General features: G+C 67.8%; 20 protein-coding genes and 1 pseudogene. 18 read left to right on the top strand and 3 right to left on the bottom strand.

Features of this window, described 5'->3' with window-relative positions; translation table 11 throughout:
- Positions 1–32: 32 nt before the first annotated feature.
- The 4 genes from AB3K92_RS37880 (at position 33) to AB3K92_RS37865 (ending at position 2,058) form a co-directional block, all read left to right on the top strand.
- Complete coding sequence (locus AB3K92_RS37880) at positions 33–173, top strand: cytochrome oxidase small assembly protein (RefSeq protein WP_027789063.1); 141 nt, start codon at positions 33–35, stop codon at positions 171–173.
- A gap of 35 nt (positions 174–208) precedes the next feature.
- Complete coding sequence (locus tag AB3K92_RS37875; protein ID WP_011353276.1) at positions 209–817, top strand: cytochrome c oxidase assembly protein; 609 nt, start codon at positions 209–211, stop codon at positions 815–817.
- 16 nt (positions 818–833) lie between these two features.
- Positions 834–1,034: a DUF2970 domain-containing protein gene (locus tag AB3K92_RS37870; RefSeq protein WP_021163748.1), complete on the top strand. Its 201-nt coding sequence runs from the start codon at positions 834–836 to the stop codon at positions 1,032–1,034.
- Between the two features lie 166 nt (positions 1,035–1,200).
- Entirely contained in the window at positions 1,201–2,058 is an 858-nt protein-coding gene (locus AB3K92_RS37865; RefSeq protein WP_021163749.1) for a cytochrome c oxidase subunit 3, read from the top strand.
- Positions 2,059–2,232: 174 nt separating this feature from the next.
- On the opposite strand, the gene AB3K92_RS37860 is transcribed toward AB3K92_RS37865, so the two are convergent.
- Positions 2,233–2,442, bottom strand: coding sequence for a twin transmembrane helix small protein (locus AB3K92_RS37860; RefSeq protein ID WP_011353273.1), 210 nt, complete (start codon positions 2,440–2,442; stop codon positions 2,233–2,235).
- An 84-nt stretch (positions 2,443–2,526) separates the two neighbouring features.
- Here AB3K92_RS37860 and AB3K92_RS37855 point away from each other — a divergent pair, with 84 nt between their 5' ends.
- The 5 genes and pseudogenes from AB3K92_RS37855 (at position 2,527) to AB3K92_RS37835 (ending at position 6,608) form a co-directional block, all read left to right on the top strand.
- Positions 2,527–3,237 (top strand): SURF1 family protein, encoded by a 711-nt coding sequence (locus tag AB3K92_RS37855; RefSeq protein WP_042978157.1) that lies wholly within the window; start codon positions 2,527–2,529, stop codon positions 3,235–3,237.
- Positions 3,238–3,351: 114 nt separating this feature from the next.
- A pseudogene (locus tag AB3K92_RS37850) lies at positions 3,352–3,924 on the top strand (SCO family protein); the annotation flags it as partial.
- 24 nt (positions 3,925–3,948) lie between these two features.
- Complete coding sequence (locus AB3K92_RS37845; protein ID WP_021163752.1) at positions 3,949–5,061, top strand: heme A synthase; 1,113 nt, start codon at positions 3,949–3,951, stop codon at positions 5,059–5,061.
- 8 nt (positions 5,062–5,069) lie between these two features.
- Entirely contained in the window at positions 5,070–5,972 is a 903-nt protein-coding gene (gene cyoE, locus AB3K92_RS37840) for a heme o synthase (protein WP_006477738.1), read from the top strand.
- An 18-nt stretch (positions 5,973–5,990) separates the two neighbouring features.
- Complete coding sequence (locus AB3K92_RS37835; RefSeq protein WP_042978155.1) at positions 5,991–6,608, top strand: SCO family protein; 618 nt, start codon at positions 5,991–5,993, stop codon at positions 6,606–6,608.
- Positions 6,609–6,752: 144 nt separating this feature from the next.
- Here the strand turns inward: AB3K92_RS37835 and AB3K92_RS37830 are convergent, their stop codons facing one another.
- Complete coding sequence (locus tag AB3K92_RS37830; protein ID WP_059498613.1) at positions 6,753–7,043, bottom strand: YciI family protein; 291 nt, start codon at positions 7,041–7,043, stop codon at positions 6,753–6,755.
- Positions 7,044–7,268: 225 nt separating this feature from the next.
- On the opposite strand from AB3K92_RS37830, the gene AB3K92_RS37825 reads away from it, so the two are divergent.
- Together AB3K92_RS37825 and AB3K92_RS37820 are read left to right on the top strand one after the other, a co-directional pair.
- Positions 7,269–8,906 (top strand): methyl-accepting chemotaxis protein, encoded by a 1,638-nt coding sequence (locus tag AB3K92_RS37825; RefSeq protein ID WP_369466812.1) that lies wholly within the window; start codon positions 7,269–7,271, stop codon positions 8,904–8,906.
- Positions 8,907–9,110: 204 nt separating this feature from the next.
- The gene (locus AB3K92_RS37820) at positions 9,111–9,926 is read left to right on the top strand and encodes a MetQ/NlpA family ABC transporter substrate-binding protein (RefSeq protein ID WP_048025688.1); all 816 of its coding nucleotides are present in this window, start codon (positions 9,111–9,113) and stop codon (positions 9,924–9,926) included.
- Positions 9,927–10,034: 108 nt separating this feature from the next.
- Here the strand turns inward: AB3K92_RS37820 and AB3K92_RS37815 are convergent, their stop codons facing one another.
- On the bottom strand, positions 10,035–10,343 hold the full coding sequence (locus AB3K92_RS37815; protein WP_048025687.1) for a VF_A0006 family four-cysteine protein: 309 nt from the start codon (positions 10,341–10,343) through the stop codon (positions 10,035–10,037).
- 332 nt (positions 10,344–10,675) lie between these two features.
- On the opposite strand from AB3K92_RS37815, the gene AB3K92_RS37810 reads away from it, so the two are divergent.
- From AB3K92_RS37810 to AB3K92_RS37780, 7 genes are all read left to right on the top strand, one after another.
- On the top strand, positions 10,676–11,641 hold the full coding sequence (locus tag AB3K92_RS37810) for an ABC transporter substrate-binding protein (protein ID WP_369466811.1): 966 nt from the start codon (positions 10,676–10,678) through the stop codon (positions 11,639–11,641).
- 139 nt (positions 11,642–11,780) lie between these two features.
- The gene (locus AB3K92_RS37805; RefSeq protein ID WP_059498611.1) at positions 11,781–12,677 is read left to right on the top strand and encodes an ABC transporter permease; all 897 of its coding nucleotides are present in this window, start codon (positions 11,781–11,783) and stop codon (positions 12,675–12,677) included.
- A 1-nt stretch (position 12,678) separates the two neighbouring features.
- On the top strand, positions 12,679–13,473 hold the full coding sequence (locus AB3K92_RS37800) for an ABC transporter ATP-binding protein (RefSeq protein ID WP_021163153.1): 795 nt from the start codon (positions 12,679–12,681) through the stop codon (positions 13,471–13,473).
- 426 nt (positions 13,474–13,899) lie between these two features.
- On the top strand, positions 13,900–14,607 hold the full coding sequence (gene imuA / locus AB3K92_RS37795) for a translesion DNA synthesis-associated protein ImuA (protein ID WP_059498610.1): 708 nt from the start codon (positions 13,900–13,902) through the stop codon (positions 14,605–14,607).
- Complete coding sequence (locus AB3K92_RS37790) at positions 14,540–16,045, top strand: DNA polymerase Y family protein (protein WP_059498609.1); 1,506 nt, start codon at positions 14,540–14,542, stop codon at positions 16,043–16,045. The genes imuA and AB3K92_RS37790 overlap by 68 nt, the downstream gene beginning before the upstream one ends.
- 6 nt (positions 16,046–16,051) lie before the next feature.
- Positions 16,052–19,255, top strand: a complete 3,204-nt coding sequence (locus AB3K92_RS37785) for an error-prone DNA polymerase (RefSeq protein ID WP_369466810.1) — start codon at positions 16,052–16,054, stop codon at positions 19,253–19,255.
- Positions 19,256–19,575: 320 nt separating this feature from the next.
- Complete coding sequence (locus AB3K92_RS37780) at positions 19,576–20,310, top strand: GntR family transcriptional regulator (RefSeq protein ID WP_027789079.1); 735 nt, start codon at positions 19,576–19,578, stop codon at positions 20,308–20,310.
- The last annotated feature ends 1 nt before the right edge of the window (position 20,311 follow it).

Genomic DNA, 20,311 nt, shown 5'->3' with positions numbered 1-20,311 from the left:
GGCGCGGAATTGAAATGTCAGCGAAGTTTCAGATGAACCGGAATCCACAACAAAGACGAACGCCCGAGCAGATCCGCGCGGGCAACAAGCGGCTCGGCCTCATCCTGCTCGTCATCGCCGCCGTTTTTTTTGTGGGTGTCGTGATCAAGCAGTGGTGGCTGTCCACTCACTGATGCAGCAACAGACGCAGTAGCGAGGAAGTTGTCGTATGTCGAAGCCGGAAGAGGGCGCCGTCGATCGCGCGTTCAATCGTTCGATGCTGGTGAAGCTCTTCGTCGTGGCCGGGCTGATGTTCGGTTTCGGCTTCGCGCTGATCCCGATGTACCGGGCGATCTGCCAGATCACCGGCATCAACAACCTGGTGCAGCGCGATGTGAGCGAGCGCGAGGTGAAGAATTCGCAGGTCGACACCAGCCGCACGGTGTCGGTCGAGTTCGACGCGAATGCGCGCGGCCCGCTCGGTTTCAAGCCGGAGCACAACAGCCTCGACGTGCATCCGGGTGAGCTGACGACGATCGTGTACGACGTGACGAACGGGCAGGGCAGGCCGGTCGTTGCACAGGCGATTCCGAGCTACGCGCCGAAGCAGGCGACGGAGTTCTTCAAGAAGATCGAGTGCTTTTGCTTTACGCAGCAGACGCTGGCCGCGAACGAATCGCGCAAGATGCCGGTGGTGTTCGTGATCGATCCGAAACTGCCGAAGGACGTGAAGACGATCACGCTGTCGTACACGTTCTTCGAGCTGAATACGCCGGCCACGCCGGCGCCGGCGCCGGGCAAGACCGCGGCGCAGGGCGCGGCGAAGCCGGACGCATGACGACGGAGGCGGGGCGATGACGGAGGTCAAGCGGGGCGGGTCGTTCGGTCAGGCGCTGAAGGCCGTGCTGTGGTCGTTCTTCGGGGTGCGCAAGCGGCGCGACCTGGAGGCCGACGCGACGCAGCTGAATCCGCTGCACGTGCTGATCGTCGCGTTGCTGGCGGCCGGTGTGTTCATCGGCGTGCTGATCCTGATCGTGCGTGCCGTCGTGGGCTGAGGCGTGCGGCTAGCGGCGCGCGGCTAGCGGCGCACGGTCACGAAAGAATGCAGTGCGCGGCGCCACGGCGCCGCGTGCAGGAAAGAGTGGTGGCGGTCACGCCGCGCAAGAAATAAAGCCGGAGCGGTTTCCGGTACACAAATTGGACAGAAGTGGAGAATCAAGCATGAGCGGTCAAAACCAGACCCCGTACTATTTCGTGCCGCATCCGTCGCACCATCCGATCAGTGCGGCCACCGGCCTGCTGGTCATGCTCGGATCGGCGGCGCTGTGGATCAACGGTCACGACTGGGCGCCGTTTACGGCACTGCTCGGCCTGCTGTGGTTGCTCTTCACGCTGTATCACTGGTTCGGCGACGCGATCGCCGAGTCGGAAGGCGGTCATTACGGCAAGAACGTCGACAAGTCGTACCGCTGGAGCATGAGCTGGTTCATCTTCTCGGAAGTCATGTTCTTCGGCGCGTTCTTCGGCGCGCTGTTCTATGCACGTGAAATCGCGCTGCACCAGCTCGGCAGCCTCGACTACAAGCTGATCTGGCCGGATTTCTCCGCCGTGTGGCCGAACGAAGGCCCGGCAGCACTCGCCGGTCACTTCAAGACGATGGGCCCGTGGCCGATCCCGACGCTGAACACCGCGTTCCTGCTGTCGTCGGGCGTGACGCTGACGATCTCGCACCACGCGCTGCGTGACGACCATCGCAAGAAGGCGATCGCATGGCTGGCCGCGACGCTCGTGTTCGGTATCTGCTTCCTGTTCCTGCAGGGCTTCGAGTACTACCACGCGTACAACGAACTGAACCTGACGCTGAACTCGGGCGTGTACGGTTCGACGTTCTTCCTGCTGACCGGCTTCCACGGTTTCCACGTGTTCCTCGGCGGCACGATGCTCGCGGTGGTGCTGGTGCGGATGATCCGCGGCCACTTCAAGCCCGATCATCACTTCGCATTCGAAGGCGCCGCGTGGTACTGGCACTTCGTCGACGTCGTCTGGCTCGGCCTGTACGTCGTCGTCTACTGGCTGTAAATGGAAAAACGGCCCGCGCAGCAATGCGCGGGCCGTTTTCATTGGTGTCGTGGGCGCGGCAGCGAGGCTGCGAGCGACACCACCCTGGCGCCGCCGCGACTCAGTCAGGCGGCGCTTTTGCTTGGTGGCGCGGCCATGCGGCGAAATGTCACAGCGGCGGCCGCGGCAGCGGCATCAACGCCCGATCGGCAGGCCGGTCGAATGGATCCAGCCCATCCAGTTCGCGATCAGGATGAGCAGGAACAGCGAGACCGACAGCCCGACGCGGGTGGCGAGCGACCAGACCATGCGTTTCGTGTGGCCGCGGTCGTGCATCATGAAGTAGAGCGCCGAGCCCATGCTGGCAATGATGAGGACGAAGGCGATGGGAACGAGTATGTGCATGACACGAACCGGACGACGGCAATTCGGAAGGAAGAGGATAATTATCGCACTTCGCATTCCGGCACATGCCGGGCGGGCTGCATGATGAAGATTCGCTGGCTGCCTGCGCTGCTGATTCTCGTCGTCGTCGCCGTTACGATCCGTCTCGGTTTCTGGCAGCGCGACCGCGCGCACCAGAAGGAAGCGCTGCAGGCGAGCATCGAGCGCTACGAGCAGGCGGCGCCCGTCGATGTCGGCGCGCAGCCGATGCCGCTCGCGTCGATCGAGTTTCACCGTGTGCGGGCGAAGGGCCGTTTCCTGCCTGAACAGGCGGTGTTCCTCGACAATCGGCCGTATAACGACCAGCCGGGTTTTTACGTCGTGATGCCGTTTAAACTCACGGGCGGCGGCGTCGTGCTCGTGAACCGCGGCTGGCTGCCGCGCAATATCGCCGATCGCACGGCGATCGAGCCGTTCGCGACGCCGGCGGGCGACGTCGAGATCGTGGGCATCGCGCGTGCCGACGCGTCGCGTGCTTTCGAGCTCGGCGAAGGCGGGTCGGCGGCGCACCAGAAGATCCGGCAGAACCTGGACGTCGCCGCGTATGCGAAGGAAACCGGGCTGCCGCTGCAGCCGTTCGTGATCCAGCAGACGAGCGACGACGGCGACAAGCTCGTGCGCGACTGGCCGGCGGCGACGACCGGCGTCGAGCGCAATTACGGTTACATGTTTCAGTGGTGGGCGATGGCGGCGGCCGCGCTCGGCTTCGGCCTGTACGCCGCGCGGCGTGCGGCGAAGAAGTCGTCCGGCGCGTGAGCGCCATGCCAGGACGCGGCGCCGGCGCCGCGGGTTCGTTTCGAGAGGTCTGATTTGTCCATGCAATCTTCCCGTCAGGGTTCGGCCGCTGCGCCGATGTCGCCGGCGGCCCGCAAGCGCGGCCGCTGGATGCTCGTGCTGCTGGGTCTCGTGTGCGCGGCACCGATGATCGCGTCGTACTTCACCTATTACGTGATCAAGCCGAAGGGCGGCTCGACGAACTACGGCACGCTGATCGAGCCGCAGCGTCCGATCCCCGCGGATCTGCAGGTGACCGACGAAACCGGCAAGACCGTGCCGCTGTCGTCGCTGCGCGGCGTGTGGCTGTTCGTGATGACCGACCGCAGCGCGTGTGACGACGCATGCGCGCAGAAGCTCTATTTCATGCGCCAGATCCGCGTCACGCAGGCAGGCGAGCGGCACCGGATCACGATGGTGTGGCTGCGCAGCGACGCGGGCGCGATGCCGCAGAAGGTGCTGGATGCCTATCCCGACACGCGCCGGCTCGTCGCCGATCCGGCCGCGGTGGCCGCATGGCTGCCGGCCGATGCCGGCACGAAGGACAGCGACCACCTCTACTTGGTCGACCCGAACGGCAACCTGATGATGCGTTTCCCTAAGGATCCGAACCCCAGCAAGATCAAGTCGGACGTGACGAAGCTGCTGAAGTGGTCGAGCATCGGCTAAGGCAAGACGAGAGGCAAAGAACCGATGTCGTATCTACTGCAACTCGGCCTGATCGGCCTGTGCATCGCGCTGCTGCCGCTGTCGTACGTGTGGGTGAAGGCCGACGACAACAAGTTTCGCAAGCTGGTGTGGATCACCACCTTCCTGACGCTCGACCTCGTGATGTTCGGCGGCTTCACGCGGCTGACCGACTCGGGGCTCGGCTGCCCTGACTGGCCGGGCTGCTACGGCACGTCGTCGCCGTTCATCGCGCACGCCGCGATCACGGCCGCGCACCAGGCGATGCCGACGGGCCCCGTCAGCATGACGAAGGCGTGGATCGAGATGATCCACCGCTATTTCGCGATGGCAATCGGCGTGCTGATCATCGCGCAGGTCGTGATCGCGTGGTCCGCGAGGCTGCGCCGCCGCCCGCTGCACGTGTCGCCGTGGTGGCCGACGAGCCTGCTGCTGCTGATCCTCGTGCAGGGCGCGTTCGGCGCATGGACGGTCACGATGAAGCTGCAGCCGGTGATCGTCACGATCCACCTGCTGCTCGGCCTGACGCTGCTCGGCACGCTCGGGTGGCTTGCGGCGCGGCAGACGCCGCTGCCGTCGTACGATCCGGAAGCCGGCCGTTATCGCGCGGCCGCGCTCGCGGCGCTCGTGCTGCTGGTCGTGCAGATCGCGCTCGGCGGCTGGGTGAGCACCAACTACGCGGTGCTCGCATGCACCGACTTCCCGACCTGCAACGGCCAGTGGATTCCGCCGATGGACTTCCAGCACGGCTTCCACCTGTGGCGCGCGCTCGGAATGACGAAGGACGGCGACGCGATCACGCAGGACGCGCTGGTCGCGATCCACTGGACGCACCGCACGTTCGCGTTCGTCGTGGTCGCGTATCTGGTCGCGTTCGCGCTGAAGATGCGCCGCTTCGAATCGCTGCGGCGGCCCGCGAACGGCGTGCTGCTGGTCGTCCTGCTGCAGTTCGTGACGGGCCTGACCAACATCGTGCTGCAGTGGCCGCTGCCGGTCGCCGTCGCGCACAACGGCGGGGCCGCGATCCTGCTGCTGCTCGTCGTCATGTTAAACTTTCGCATCCTTTCAAGCCGCCCCGGCCGTGTCGCGCAGCCTGCGCGCGACGCCGCCCCGGCGTGACCGCCCCCATGCAAAGCACCCTCTCCCAATCGCCCGGTAGCCGCTTTTCCCAGTACATGGCGCTGACGAAGCCGCGTGTCACGCAGCTCGCGGTGTTCTGCGCGGTGATCGGCATGTTCCTCGCGACGCCGGGCATGGTGCCGTGGCACGTGCTGATCGGCGGTACGGTCGGCATCTGGCTGCTGGCCGGCGCGGCGTTCGCGATCAACTGCCTCGTCGAACAGAAGATCGACGCGATGATGCGCCGTACCGCGTGGCGCCCGTCCGCGCGCGGCGAGATCACGACGCCGCAGATCCTGCTGTTCTCGGCCGTGCTCGGCAGCGTCGGCGCATGGACGCTCTACACGTTCACGAACCCGCTGACGATGTGGCTGACGATCGCCACCTTCGTCGGTTATGCGGTGATCTACACGCTGCTGCTCAAGCCGATGACGCCGCAGAACATCGTGATCGGCGGCGCGTCGGGCGCGATGCCGCCGGCGCTCGGGTGGGCCGCGGTCACCGGCGCGGTGCCGGGCGACGCGTGGATCCTCGTGCTGATCATCTTCGTGTGGACGCCGCCGCATTTCTGGGTGCTCGCGCTGTATCGCCGCAAGGACTACGAAAACGCGGGGCTGCCGATGCTGCCCGTCACGCACGGCGAGAAGTTCACGCGGCTGCACATCCTGCTGTACACGGTGATCCTGTTCGCGGTCACGCTGATGCCGTTCATCTCCGGGATGAGCGGGGCCGTCTACCTGACGAGCGCGGTGCTGCTCGGCGCGGTGTTCCTCGCGTATGCGTGGAAGATCCATCGCGACTATTCGGACGAACTCGCCCGCAAGGCCTTCCGCTACTCGATCGTCTACCTGTCGCTGCTGTTTGCCGCGCTGCTCGTCGATCACTATGCACGCCCGCTGCTCGGCGTGTAACCGCACGGTTTGAACGCAATGCTCCAATCACGGTTCGGGCGCCGCGCGCGCCAAGGCTGGATGCTCGCATGCGCATTCACGGCAGCGCTGCTGCTCGCCGGATGCGACAACGCACCGAAATTCCAGAATCTCGACATCACCGGCAACACGCAGTTCGGCAGCGACTTCTCGCTGCCCGATACGGCCGGCAAGGTGCGCACGCTCGGCGATTTCAAGGGCAAGGCCGTCGTGATGTTCTTCGGTTATACGCACTGCCCGGACGTGTGCCCGACGACGATGGCCGAGCTGTCCGAAGCGTTGAAGCAGCTCGGGCCCGATGCCGCGAAACGCGTGCAGGTGCTGTTCGTCACCGTCGATCCGGAGCGTGACACGCCGGCGCTGCTCGGCCAGTACGTGCCCGCGTTCGATCCGTCGTTCATCGGCCTGCGGCCGGCCGACGAAGCCGCGCTGAAGAAGGTCACGAAGGATTTCCGCGTGTACTACGCGAAGGTGCCCGGCAAGACGCCCGGCAGCTACACGATGGATCACACTGCCGCGAGCTACGTGTTCGACCGCGACGGCAAGCTGCGCCTGTTCGTGCGTGACGGCCAGGGCCCCGGCCCGTGGGTCCACGACCTGAAGCTGCTGGTCGACTGACCGGCCGCCGCCGGGCGCCCGGCCCGGCGTTGCGTGTGACGGCCGTCACGCGCCGTCACCCTGGTTCTCTCCTCATTGTTGGCATGCGCCGCCCGTCGGGCGGCGTGTCGGCGCGCGCGCATCGCGCACGCGTCGCATGTCGCGTTACGGCAGCGCGGGTACGTTGAAGCCGGATGCGGCACGCGTGATCCGGAATTCCGTCACGCGATACGTGGCGAGTCCTTCGATGACGAACGGATCGGTCTTCAGGATCGCGTCGAGCTCGTCACGATCGATGCGGGCCGCGAGGATCACACCGCCTTCGCGCGGCACCTTCGGCCCGGCCGCGATGAAGATGCCCTTGTCGAACTGCGGCTGCAGGAATGCGCGATGGCGTTCGAGCGCATCGTCGATGTGTTCGAGCGATGCGGTGTAGTGGATGTCGATGACGTACATGGATGGCCCCCGGAATGGTGCCGGCTCCTCGTGTGCCGGCCAGCCGGTCTTTTTAGCACAGCGGATGCGGGCTGTCGCGCTGCGGGCGGCCGGCCGACCGGCGGTTCGCCGCACCCGCGCGTATTCAAGTTGTAAGCCTCGGTGCCGTAAATAAAAAGGCAAGCGTTTGCGCGGGGCGGGCCGTTCGCGCGCAGCGTGCGCATCGACATCGACAAAGGCACGCAGATGAGCAGAATGAGTTTGAACCGCAAGCTGTGGCTCGCGCTTGCGCTGGTATGGATCGGTCTGCTGGGCGTCGGCGCATGGAGCGCATACGAGACGCGCGCGACGATGCTCGCCGAACGCAAGGCAGGCATCGCGAATCTCGTCGACTCGGCGGCCGGCATCGTGAAGGCGTATCACGCACTCGCGCAGGGCGGCACGCTGCCCGAGGCCGACGCGAAGCGCGACGCGCTCGCGAGCCTGGCCGCGATGCGCTATGGCGATTCGGGCTACGTGTTCGTGATGGACTCGAAGCCGGTCGTGCTGATGCATCCGACGCTGCCGAAGCTGGTCGGCACGCAGGTCGGCGACTATCTCGACCCGGACGGCAAGCCGCTGTTCGTCACGATCCTGAACGCCGCGAAGGAAACCGGCAGCGGCTTCGCCGAGTACCGCGGGCGCCTGCCGCACAGCGAAACCGCCGTGCCGAAGATCAGCTACGTCACGCGCTTCACGCCGTGGGACTGGAACATCTCGAGCGGCGTCTTCCTGAAGGACATCGACACCATCTATTACCGGACGCTGCTCGGCCACCTCGCGGTCGTGTTGGTGATCGGCTTCGTGATCAGCGCGGCGATGCTGGTGATCATCCGCAACGTGCGCGGCAGCCTCGGCGGCGAGCCCGACGAAGCGGCCGCGCTCGCGGCGCGCATCGCGCAGGGCGACCTGACGCAGCCGGTGCCCGTGCGCGCGGGCGACCGTACGAGCATGATGGCCGCGATGCACGACATGCAGGCCCGCCTGCAGGCGACGATCGGCGGGATTCGCCAGTCGGCCGGATCGATCGCATCGGCGAGCCGCCAGATCTCCGCCGGCAACGACGACCTGTCGCAGCGCACCGAGGAGCAGGCCGCGTCGCTGGAGGAAACCGCCGCGAGCATGGAGCAGCTGACCGCGACGGTGAAGCAGAACGCCGACAACGCGCGACAGGCGAGCGGGCTCGCGAACAACGCATCGGAGATCGCGCGCACCGGGAGCGACGTCGTGAACCGCGTGATCGGCACGATGGGCGAGATCGACGACAGCTCGCGCAAGATCGCCGACATCATCGGCGTGATCGAGGGCATCGCGTTCCAGACCAACATCCTCGCGCTGAACGCGGCGGTCGAAGCCGCGCGCGCGGGCGAGCAGGGCCGCGGCTTCGCGGTGGTCGCGGGCGAAGTGCGCTCGCTCGCGCAGCGCAGCGCGACGGCCGCGAAGGAGATCCGCGAGCTGATCGTCGACTCGGTCGAGCGCGTGCGCAACGGCTCGACGCTGGTCGGTCAGGCCGGCACGACGATGGGCGAGATCCTGCAAGCCGTCGCGCGCGTGACCGACATCATGGGCGAGATCGCGGCCGCGTCCGAGGAGCAGGCGAGCGGCATCACGCAGGTCGGGCGCGCGGTCACGCAGATGGATCAGGTGACGCAGCAGAACGCGGCGCTCGTCGAGGAAGCGGCGGCGGCCGCCGCATCGCTGCAGGAACAGGCCGCGCGGCTGCGCGATGCGGTCGGCGCGTTCCGGGTCGTCGATGCAGACGGCCTGTCGTCGCGCCGGGCCGGCGGGCAGACGGGCGAGCCTGCATTCGGCACGAAGGCGGCCGACCATGCGACGGCGGCGTGACGCGCACCGGCTGACGCGCACGTCGCTCAAACGCAACTAACGGCCGAGTCGCGCAGCTTCCGCCGGCACTGCTGCGGTGCATACCCATATGAGCGGGATGTATTTCACTTCCCGCCGATCCTGTGACACCATTTGCCCCTTCCTGCGAGTCGGGGCTTACCCGTATCGCGCCCTATTTCCAGTAAGCAAGAAAGCGAGAAACAGATGAAGCGTCGCAGTCTCCTGAAGGTATTTTCCGTGCTGGCCACCGGCGCAGCGCTGACGCTGTCGGCAGGCGCGCACGCCGAAGACAAGGTGATCAAGGTCGGCACGGTGGCCGGCCCGGATGCGGAAGTGTGGCAGCTCGTGCAGAAGGTCGCGAAGGAGAAGGAAGGCCTGAACGTGAAGGTCATCGAGTTCAACGACTATGTGCAGCCGAACGCGGCGCTCGATTCGGGCGACCTCGACGCGAACAGCTTCCAGCACCAGCCCTACCTCGACAGCCAGGTGAAGCAGCGCGGCTACAAGATCGTCAGCGCGGGCCTGACCTACATCTCGCCGATCGGCGTGTACTCGAAGAAGTTCAAGACGCTGAAGGACCTGCCGCAAGGCGCGAAGCTCGCGGTGCCGAACGATCCGTCGAACGAGAACCGCGCGCTGCTGCTGCTGCAGACGCAAGGCGTGATCAAGCTGAAGGCGGGCGCCGGCACGGGCGGCAACAACGCGACGGTGCTCGACATCGCCGAGAACCCGAAGAAGCTGAAGATCTCCGAACTCGACGCCGCGCAACTGCCGCGCGTGCTGTCGGACGTCGACGCGGCCGTGATCAACACGAACTACGCGCTCGCCGCGAACCTGCAGCCGACCAAGGACGCGATCGCGCTCGAATCGCTGACGAGCCCGTACGCGAACCTGATCGCCGTGCGCGCGAAGGACAAGGACCAGCCGTGGGTGAAGAAGCTGGTCAAGGCGTACCAGTCGCCGGAAGTGCGCGAATTCATCAAGAAGCAGTTCAAGGGCTCGATGGTCGCGTCGTTCTGAACGCAGCACACCGGCCGGACCGCTGAACGAAAGGGCCTGCATCGCGCAGGCCCTTTTTCATTGGCGCGGCCGGTCGGGGGGCCGCGGGATGCCGCGTTCGGCGCCGTCTCACATCTCGCCGCGCCGCGAGCAGATCGACATGATCTGCTGGATCGCATAGTTGTCGCGTACGCCCGGCAGCGACTGCACGACGCACTCGTGAAAGCGCCGCTCGCGCGGCAGCAGCATCGCGTTGTTGCGGTACAGCGCGTCGCACGAGCGCTGGATCAACTGGGCCGCCGCACCGTTGCGGCTCTCGCGCAGCGCATTGAGCATGCAGTCGTCGTATTGCGCGCTGCCGTCGGTCAGCGCGAACGCCGCTCCCGGCAACACCAGCGCGACAGCCGCGAATGCGATGGCTCGGATCCCCCGTTTCATGTCGCCTCCGATGGCGTGGACTGGGTCGGCCGACAGCATAACGTAAAGCCGCGAGCACGGCTGACGCGTTGCGCCGGGGCGGCCGAAACCGCCGCCGGCCGGGCTTCGCGCGCGGTCGCGGCGCCCCGGCGGGCGCCGCGACCCGGCCTCTTCAAGAAAGCCGGGAGTCAGGCGGTGGTCTGCGGAAATGGTATCCTCGTGCGTTCGCCGCTGCGCGCCTTCCCGGGGCGCGCACGGGCCGGCCGCCACCGCGTCGCACGCGTGGCGGCGCCCGCACGACGGCGGCGGGAATCCATCATCCAGAACCGACACAATACGGGGGAGACACACCCATGAAGCGTTTCAAGACTTTCGCGATCCGTTCGATCACGGCCGGCGTGGCCGCACTCGCGCTGGCCGGTGCCGCGCACGCCCAGACCGTCAAGGTGCTGTCGATCGTCGACCACCCGGCGCTCGATGCGATCCGCGACGGCGTGCGCGCCGAACTGAAGGCGGAAGGTTACGGCGACGACAAGCTCAAGTGGGAATACCAGAGCGCGCAGGGCAACACGGGCACGGCCGCGCAGATCGCGCGCAAGTTCGTCGGCGACCAGCCCGACGTGATCGTCGCGATCGCGACGCCGGCCGCGCAGGCGGTGGTTGCATCGACGAAGAGCGTGCCGGTCGTCTATTCGGGCGTGACCGATCCGGTCGCCGCGCAGCTCGTGAAGGGCTGGGGCCCGTCGGGCACCAACGTGACGGGCGTGTCCGACAAGCTGCCGCTCGATCGCCAGGTCGCGCTGATCAAGCGCGTCGTGCCCAACGCGAAGACGGTCGGCATGGTCTACAACCCGGGCGAGGCGAATTCGGTCGTCGTCGTGAAGGAGCTGAAGGACATCCTCGCGAAGCAGGGGATGACGCTGAAGGAAGCGGCCGCGCCGCGTACCGTCGACATCGGCCCGGCCGCGAAAAGCCTGATCGGCAAGGTCGACGTGATCTACACGAACACCGACAACAACGTCGTGTCCGCGTACGAAGCGCTCGTGAAGGTCGCGAACGAAGCGAAGATCCCGCTCGTCGCCGGCGACACCGACAGCGTGAAGCGCGGCGGCATCGCGGCGCTCGGCATCAACTACGGCGACCTCGGCCGCCAGACGGGCAAGGTCGTCGCGCGCATCCTGAAGGGCGAGAAGCCGGGCGCGATCGCGTCGGAAACGAGCAGCAACCTCGAGCTGTTCGCGAACACGGGCGCGGCCGCGAAGCAGAGCGTGACGCTCGCGCCCGATCTGCTCAAGGACGCGAAGACGGTCATCAAGTAAGCCGCGGCCCGAGCGCCGCGCCTGCAGGCCCGATCCGGGCCTGAACGACACCGCCGGACGGGCGGCTCCCACCCGGGGCCGCCCGTTCGCTTCGCCCGGCCGTACACGTCCGGCCGGGAAGCAACAGGATTTCCCCATCATGTCTCTGTTCTCGTTTCTGGGCGCCCTGGAGATCGGCCTGATCTTCAGCCTCGTCGCCCTCGGGGTGCTGATCTCGTTTCGCATCCTCAACTTCCCCGACCTCACCGTCGACGGCAGCTTTCCGCTCGGCGGCGCCGTCGCCGCGACGCTGATCTCCGCCGGCTACGACCCGTTCAGCTCGACCTGCATCGCGATCGTCGCGGGCGCGGTGGCCGGCTTCATCACCGGCTGGCTCAACGTGCGCCTGAAGATCATGGACCTGCTCGCCAGCATCCTGATGATGATCGCGCTCTATTCGGTGAACCTGCGGATCATGGGTCGGCCGAACGTGCCGCTCATCACCGAGCCGACCGTCTTCGCCGTGCTGCAGCCCGACTGGATGCCCGATTACGTGCTGCGCCCCGCGCTGCTCGCGATCGTCGTCGTGGTCGCGAAGCTCGGCCTCGACTGGTTCTTCTCGTCGCAGCTCGGCCTCGCGATGCGCGCGACCGGCGCGAACCCGCGGATGGCGCGCGCGCAGGGCATCGCGACCGGCCGCGCGACGCTCGCCGGGATGGCGCTGTCGAACGCGCTCGTCGCGCTCGCCGGTGCGTTGTTCGCGCAGACGCAGGGCGGCGCGGACATCTCGATGGGGATCGGCACGATCGTGATCGGGCTGGCCGCGGTGATCATCGGCGAGACGCTGCTGCCGGCGCGCCGGCTCGTGCTGACGACGCTCGCCGTCGTGCTCGGCGCGATCGTCTACCGCTTCTTCATCGCGCTTGCGCTGAACAGCGAATTCATCGGGCTGAAGGCGCAGGACCTGAACCTCGTGACGGCCGCGCTCGTCACGATCGCGCTGGTGCTGCCGGCAACGCGCAAGAAGCTGTTCGCGCGCAAGAACGGAGGGGCCTGACATGCTGTCCGCACAAGACCTGAAACTGACGTTCAATCCCGGCACGCCGATCGAGACGCGCGCGCTGCGCGGGCTGTCGCTCGAGATTCCCGACGGCCAGTTCGTCGCGGTGATCGGCTCGAACGGCGCCGGCAAATCGACCTTCCTCAATGCGATCAGCGGGGACCAGGCCGTCGATGCGGGACGCATCTCGATCGACGGCACGGACGTCACGCGCAAGGCCGCGTGGGACCGCGCGCACCTCGTCGCGCGTGTGTTCCAGGATCCGATGGCCGGCACCTGCGAGGCGCTGACGATCGAGGAGAACATGGCGCTCGCGATGGCGCGCGGCGCGCGGCGCGGCTTTCGCGCGGCGCTCGACCGGCCGTCGCGCGAGCTGTTCCGCGACAAGCTGCGGCTGCTGAACCTCGGGCTGGAAAACCGGTTGACCGACCGGATCGGGCTGCTGTCGGGCGGCCAGCGGCAGGCGGTGAGCCTGTTGATGGCGTCGCTGCGGCCGTCGCGGATTCTGCTGCTCGACGAGCATACGGCCGCGCTCGACCCGAAGACGGCCGCGTTCGTGCTGGAGCTGACCGCGCGCATCGTCGCCGAGAGCAAGCTGACGACGATGATGGTCACGCACAGCATGCGGCAGGCGCTCGACTACGGCGACCGCACGGTGATGCTGCACCAGGGGCAGGTCGTGCTCGACGTGTCGGGCGACGCGCGCAAGGGGCTCGACGTGCCGGACCTGCTGCAGATGTTCGAGAAGGTGCGTCACGAGCAGCTCGACGACGACGCGCTGCTGCTCGGCTGACGGCTGGTGGGCGGGTCGGCGCGGCGCGGGGTGTTGCATCGTGCCGGTTCGCGTGAGGGGTGGCGCGTCGGCCCGGCGAGTCGGGTCGACAAGTCGGCCCGACGAATCAGCCCGACGAATCAGCCCGGCGAATCAGCCCGACGAATCAGCCCGGCGAATCAGCCCGGCGAATCAGCCCGGCGAATCAGCCCGGCGAATCAGCCCGACGAATTGGGGTGGCGCGGCGGGTCGCCAATTCGGCCCGGTTGGCGGTGGCGCGCGTTCGGGCGGCACGGTCCGGCCATACCCGCTCCGGTGCGGCGTAACATGACGACCGCGCCGGCTTGCCCGTCGTTTTTCCTCTGACGAAAACCGGTTTCGCGCCGGTGCTGTGCGACGCGAGCGCATTGCCATATACTGTATATCCATACAGTTGTGGGTGGCGTCATGCTCGCATCCTCCATTTCTCCCGAATCCCTTCATCCGTCGCTGTGGCGCGGTTCCCAGCTCGCGCGCGGCGGCCCGCGCACGATCGATACCGGCTTCGTCCCGCTGTCGGCCGAGTTGCCGGGCGGCGGCTGGCCGGTCGGCGGGCTCGTCGAACTGCTGGCCGCGCAGCCGGGCTGCGGCGAGATGCGGCTGCTCGCACCCGCGCTCGCCCGCACCGTCAGCGCGCGCCGTCCGCTTGCGCTCGTCGCGCCGCCTCAAGCGCCGCATGCGACCGCGCTCGCCAGCCTCGGCGTACCGTCCGACGCACTGCTGTGGCTGCGTGCCGGCAGCCGCACCGATGCGCTGTGGGCCGCCGAGCAGGCGCTCAAGACGGGGTGCTGCGGCGCGCTGCTGCTCTGGCAGGACGCCCGGCCCGATGCGCTGCGGCGCCTGCATCTCGCGGCCGCGCGCATGGGCGACACGCTGTTCGTGATGCTGCGTCCGCTGTCGGCCGCGCGGCAACCGTCGCCGGCCGTGCTGCGTGTCGCGCTGTATCCGGTGCCGGGCGGCGTGTCGCTCGACATCGTCAAGCGTCGCGGCCCCGCACGCGGCGAGCCGCTCGTGCTCGACCTGCCGTCGCCCATCGTGGAGAGCCGCTATGCGCGTCTTGCTCGGCATCCATCTGCCGCGCCTGCCGCTCGACGTGTGCGCCCCGCCGCCGTCTGACGGCGCGGCGCAACGCGTAGACGAAGCGGACGAAGCAGGCTGCGCGGTGCTCGAGCAGGGTGTCGTGCTGATCGCCGATGCACCCGCGCGCCGGCAGGGCGTGCGCGCGGGCATGAAGCGCGGCGGCGTGCTCACGCTCGCGCCGCACACGCGGCTCGTCGAACGCGACTCCGCGCGCGAGGCCGATGCGCTGCGCGCGGTCGCGCTCGCGTTGCTGCGCTTTTCGCCGTGCGTCGCGCTCGACGACGAAGCCACGCTGATCGTCGACGTCGGCCCGAGCCTGCGCCTGTTCGGCGGCCTGCCGTCGCTGTGCCGACAGGTGCGCGCGACGCTCGCGGCGCTCGGTTATGCGGCGCGCCTGTCCGCCGCACCGACCGGGCGGGGCGCGTGGCTGCTCGCGCGCGTGTCGGCCCGTGCACGCATCCGGCGCCGCGTCGCCGGACAGGTGTCGCTCGTGCGTTCGCTCGACAGGCTGCCGTGCGTGCTGCTGCCCGAGGCGCGTCCGTATGCGGGCTGGTTCGACGGCCTCGGCTGCCGCACGCTCGCCGACCTGCGCAACCTGCCGCGTGCGGGGCTGCAGCGCCGCTGCGGTCCCGCGTTGCTGGCCGCGCTCGATCGCGCGTACGGCGATGCGGTCGAGCCGCTCGCATGGATGGCGGTGCCGCCGGTGTTCGACGTGCGGCTCGAATTGCCGGAGCGCGTCGAATACGCGGAAGCCGTGCTGTTCGCCGCGCGGCGGCTCGTCGTGCAGCTGTGCGGCTGGCTGGCCGCGCGGCAGCTGTCGCTGGCCGCGATGACGTTCGATCTCGAGCACGAGCGCGGCCGCCAGGCCGTGCCGCCGACGCCGCTCGAACTCGCGTTCGCCGCGCCCGTGCGCGACGAGACGCACTTCATGCGGCTGCTCGGCGAGCGGCTCGCGCGCGTCGAGTTGCCGGCCGCGGTGATCGCGGTGCGTCTGACGGCCACGCGCGTCGAATCGGTCGCGCCGCCGGCCGACGATCTGTTCCCCGAGCCGGGCGGCACGAAAGAGACGCGCGCGCGGCTGTTCGAGCTGCTGGTCGCACGGCTCGGCGCGGAGAACGTGCTGCGCGCGGCACCCGTCGCCGATCACCGGCCCGAGGCCGCGAACCGCTGGCTGCCGCTCGATGCGCAGGCCGGCAAGCCGGCCGGCGGGCCGCCGGCCGTGCCGCCGAGGCCCGCGTGGTTGCTGGACGAGCCGCTGCCGCTGTTGATGCGGGGGGAGCGGCCGGTATTTCATACGCCGCTCAGGATGATGTCGTCGGTGGAACGGATCGAGGCCGGGTGGTTCGATGGCCAGCTCGCCGCACGCGATTACCACGTCGCGCAGGACGAAACCGGTGCGTGCTACTGGGTGTTCAAGGAGCGGGCAGCGAGCGAGGCCGAGCCGCGCTGGTTCCTGCACGGCCTGTTCGGGTGAACGGTCATGGTTGCGGAATTCAGCTGGCTGCCCGATTACGCGGAGTTGTTCTGCCGTTCGAACTTTTCGTTCCTGCATGGCGCGTCGCATGCGGAAGAACTGGTCGAGCGTGCGGCGGAACTCGGCTATCGCGGGATCGCGATCACCGACGAATGCTCGCTCGCCGGTGCACCGCGCATGCACGTCGCGGCGAAGGCGAAAGGGTTGCCGCTCGTCATCGGTTCGTACTTCGAAGTCACACCGGATGAAGTCGCACCGGGCCATGATCCGGGCCCCGGCGCGTTCGGGCTCGTGCTGCTCGCGCAGAATCGGGAAGGCTACGGCAACCTGTCCGAGCTGATTTCGTGGCGGCGGATGGAAGCGCCGAAGGGGACGTACACGCTGACGTCGCACATGCTGTCGAGGCCGCCCGAGGCATTCGCACACCTGCGCGGCATGCCCGACTGCTTCGCGATTCTCGTGCCCGCGTACCCGGTGCGCGCGGACGTGCTCGATGCACAGGTCGCGTGGTTTCGCGCGACGTTCGGCGAACGTGCACGGCTCGGGCTCGTGCAGTTGCAGCGCGCGCTGGACGGTGCGCAGCGCGAGGAGATTCGTGCGGCTGGCGAGCGGCGCGGCGTGCGCATCGTCGCACTCGGCGACGTGACGATGCACCGGCGCTCGTGCAAGGAACTGCAGGACGTGATGACGGCGATCCGTGTCGGGATGCCTGTCGCGGAATGCGGTTATGCGCTCGCGCCGAATGCGGAGCAGCATCTGCGTGCGCGCGGGCGGATCGGGAAGCTGTTTTCGCCGGAGGAGATCGCGCAGACGTGCACGATGCTCGACAGCTGCAATTTCTCCCTCGACGACCTGAAGTATGAATACCCGCTCGAACTCGTCCCGCGCGGGCATACGCCGACGAGCTACCTGAAGCAGGAGACCTGGGCGGGTGTGGCCCGGCGTTACTGGAATGGTGTGCCGGAGAAAGTCGCCAGGCAGATCCGGCATGAACTCGCCCTGATCGCGAAACTGAATTACGAGCCGTTCTTCCTGACCGTCTACGACATCGTCAAATTCGCGCGCAGCCAGAACATCCTGTGCCAGGGACGCGGCTCGGCGGCGAACTCGGTGGTCTGCTATTGCCTCGGCATTACCGAGGTCGATCCCGATCAGAGCACGATGCTGTTCGAGCGCTTCATCAGCGTGGAACGCGGCGAGCCGCCCGATATCGACGTCGATTTCGAGCATCAGCGCCGGGAAGAAGTGATTCAGCATATCTACGAGAAGTACGGGCACGATCGCGCCGCACTGGCGGCCGCCGTATCGACCTATCGTCCGCGCGGTGTGCTGCGCGAGACCGGCAAGGCGCTCGGTGTCGATCCGGTGCTGGTCGATCGCGTCGCGAAAGCGCATCGCTGGTTCGACGGCAGTCGCGACCTGCTGCAGCAATTCTCGACGACCGGGCTCGATCCCGAGACGCCGCTCATCCAGGCGTGGGCCCGGCTCGCCGCGCGGCTGCTGAACTTCCCGCGCCATCTGTCGCAGCACTCGGGCGGCTTCGTGATCAGCCGCGGCAAGCTCACGCGGCTCGTGCCGGTCGAGAACGCGGCGATGGACGGGCGGCGCGTGATCCAGTGGGACAAGGACGATCTCGAAGCACTCGGACTGATGAAGGTCGACGTGCTCGCGCTCGGCATGCTGTCGGCGCTGCATCGCGCGTTCGACATGCGCACCGCATGGCGAGGCCCGCCGAAGGCAGACGGCAAGCCGTTCACGTTGAAGCACATTCCGAAGGATGACGTCGCAACCTACGACATGATCTGCCGCGCCGACACGGTCGGCGTGTTCCAGATCGAATCGCGCGCGCAGATGTCGATGCTGCCGCGCCTGCGGCCGCGCACTTATTACGACCTGGTGATCGAGGTCGCGATCGTGCGGCCGGGGCCGATCCAGGGCGGGGCAGTGCACCCCTATCTGAAACGACGCCAGGGCCTCGAAAAGGTCAGTTATCCAAAGGAGGACCTGAAGCCCGCGCTCGAACGGACGTACGGCGTGCCGATCTTCCAGGAACAGGTGATGCAGATCGCGATGATCGCGGCCGGCTTCACGGCCGGTGAGGCCGACCAGTTGCGTCGTGCGATGGCCGCGTGGAAGCGCAAGGGCAATCTGGAGCAATATCACGGCAAGATCGTCGACGGGATGCGCGAGCGCGATTACCCGCCCGAGTTCGCCGAACAGATCTTCGAGCAGATCAAGGGTTTCGGCGATTACGGTTTCCCCGAGAGCCACGCGGCGAGCTTCGCGAAGCTCGCCTACGCCAGCAGCTGGCTCAAATGCCACGAACCGGCGATCTTCCTCGCCGCATTGCTGAACAGCCAGCCGATGGGTTTCTATCCGCCGTCGCAACTCGTGCAGGACGCGAAGCGTCACGGCGTGCAGGTCCTGCCGATCGACGTCACGCAAAGCGGCTGGGAGGCATCGCTCGAAGCGCTGCCCGGCCAGCCGCCTCCGCACGGACAGCCGGCCGTCCGGCTCGGGCTGTCGCTCGTGAGCGGTCTGGGAGAAGCCGCTGTCCGCAGGATTGAAGCCGCACGCGCGGCGGGCCCCTTCGACAACGTCGACACTCTCGCGCGCCGCGCGCAGCTCGAACGCCGCGATCTCGAGGCGCTCGCCGCCGCGAACGCGCTCGCGACCCTCGCCGGCCACCGCCGCGACGCGCTGTGGCAAGCGGTTGCAGCGGCACCCGAGCGCGACCTGCTCGCGACCGCACCGATCGACGAAGCGGAGAAGCCGGCACTCGGCGCGCCGTCGGAAGCCGACGACATCCTCGCCGACTATCACACCACCGGCCTCACGCTGAACCGCCACCCGGTCGCGCTGCTGCGGCCCGAGCTGCGCGCGCGGCGGCTGTCGTCCGCGGCCGAACTGCACGACCGGCCCGACGGCCGGCTCGCGCGCGCATGCGGGCTCGTGACCGCGCGGCAGATGCCGGGCACCGCGAAAGGCGTGATGTTCATGACGCTCGAGGACGAAACCGGCTGCGTGAACCTGATCGTCCGGCCCGAGCTGCTCGCGCGGCAGCGCCGCGAAACCCTCGATTCGCGGCTGCTCGCTGTGTCCGGCGTGTGGCAGGTCGCGAGCGACGTGAGGCACCTCATCGCGCAGCATTTCGAGGATCTGACGCCGCTGCTCGGCGGCCTGCGCACGTCGAGCCGCGAGTTCCATTGATGCCGGGGTGCCCCCGTCGTACCGGCCCCCCCACGCCGATGCATACCAGTCGGCCGAACTGGTTCTATTCCGGTATCGTTTCCACCCCTTCAAACCCGGCAAATCCGGCGCTTGAACTGTCCCCTTGCATACCAATCCGGGTAAATCCCTATCCCGCATCGCGTTGTAAACAAAGGCTTTCTCGCAACTAAAACGCTTGCCGGGCAAGGCTTTCGGCGATTTCCGCGTCGCTAATACCAGTTCGTTGACTGGTATTATGGTGGTTATATAATGCCCTCACTTTCGACGGCCCGAGGTCGTCGTCCGACACCCGGAGGCACATGGAAACCGGCTGGTCCGAACTGGCGCCCGATCCCCTCAGCGATACGCCGCTCTATCTGCAGCTCGCCCGCAACCTGGCGAGCGCGATCCACGCCGGCGCGTGGCGGGCCGGCGAGGCGCTGCCGTCGGAGCGGCTGCTGTCGGTGTCGGTCGGCGTATCGCGGATCACGGCCCGTCGCGCACTCGCGCTGCTGGTCGAGCAGGGGCTGATCAAGCGGGCGCGCGGGGCGGGCAGCTTCATCACGCCGCGCGTCGCCGATCCGCTGTCGCGTCTCGTCGGCTTCACCGCGAAGATGAAGCAACGCGGCTTCGTGCCCGATTCGGTATGGCTGTCGCGCACGCTGCGCGCCGCGAGCCGCGACGAGATCACGCATCTCGGCCTCGCCCCCGGCGCGACGGTGGCGCGGCTCGAACGGCTGCGCCGCGCGGACGGCATCGTGATGGCGGTCGAGCACTCGACGCTGCCGGCCGCGGTGGTGCCCGATCCGCAGGCGCTCGGTGCGTCGCTGTACGAGTACCTCGACGCGCGCGGGATGACCGTCGTGCGCGCGCTGCAGCACTTTCGCGCGGCGAACGCGACCCACGCGATCGCGAAATGGATGGCGGTGAAACCGGGCTCGGCGCTGCTGGTGATCACGCGGATCGGCTACGGTGCCGACCAGCGCGCGATCGAAGTGAGCGAAACGTATTGCCGCGACGACTACTACGACTTCGTCGCCGAACTGAAACGCTGAC

Source organism: Burkholderia sp. Bmkn7 (genome assembly GCF_041103175.1).
GTDB classification, from domain to species: domain Bacteria; phylum Pseudomonadota; class Gammaproteobacteria; order Burkholderiales; family Burkholderiaceae; genus Burkholderia; species Burkholderia cepacia.
The sequence above is the reverse complement of the archived record's forward strand: the minus strand, read 5'-3'. Positions and strand labels throughout refer to the sequence as shown.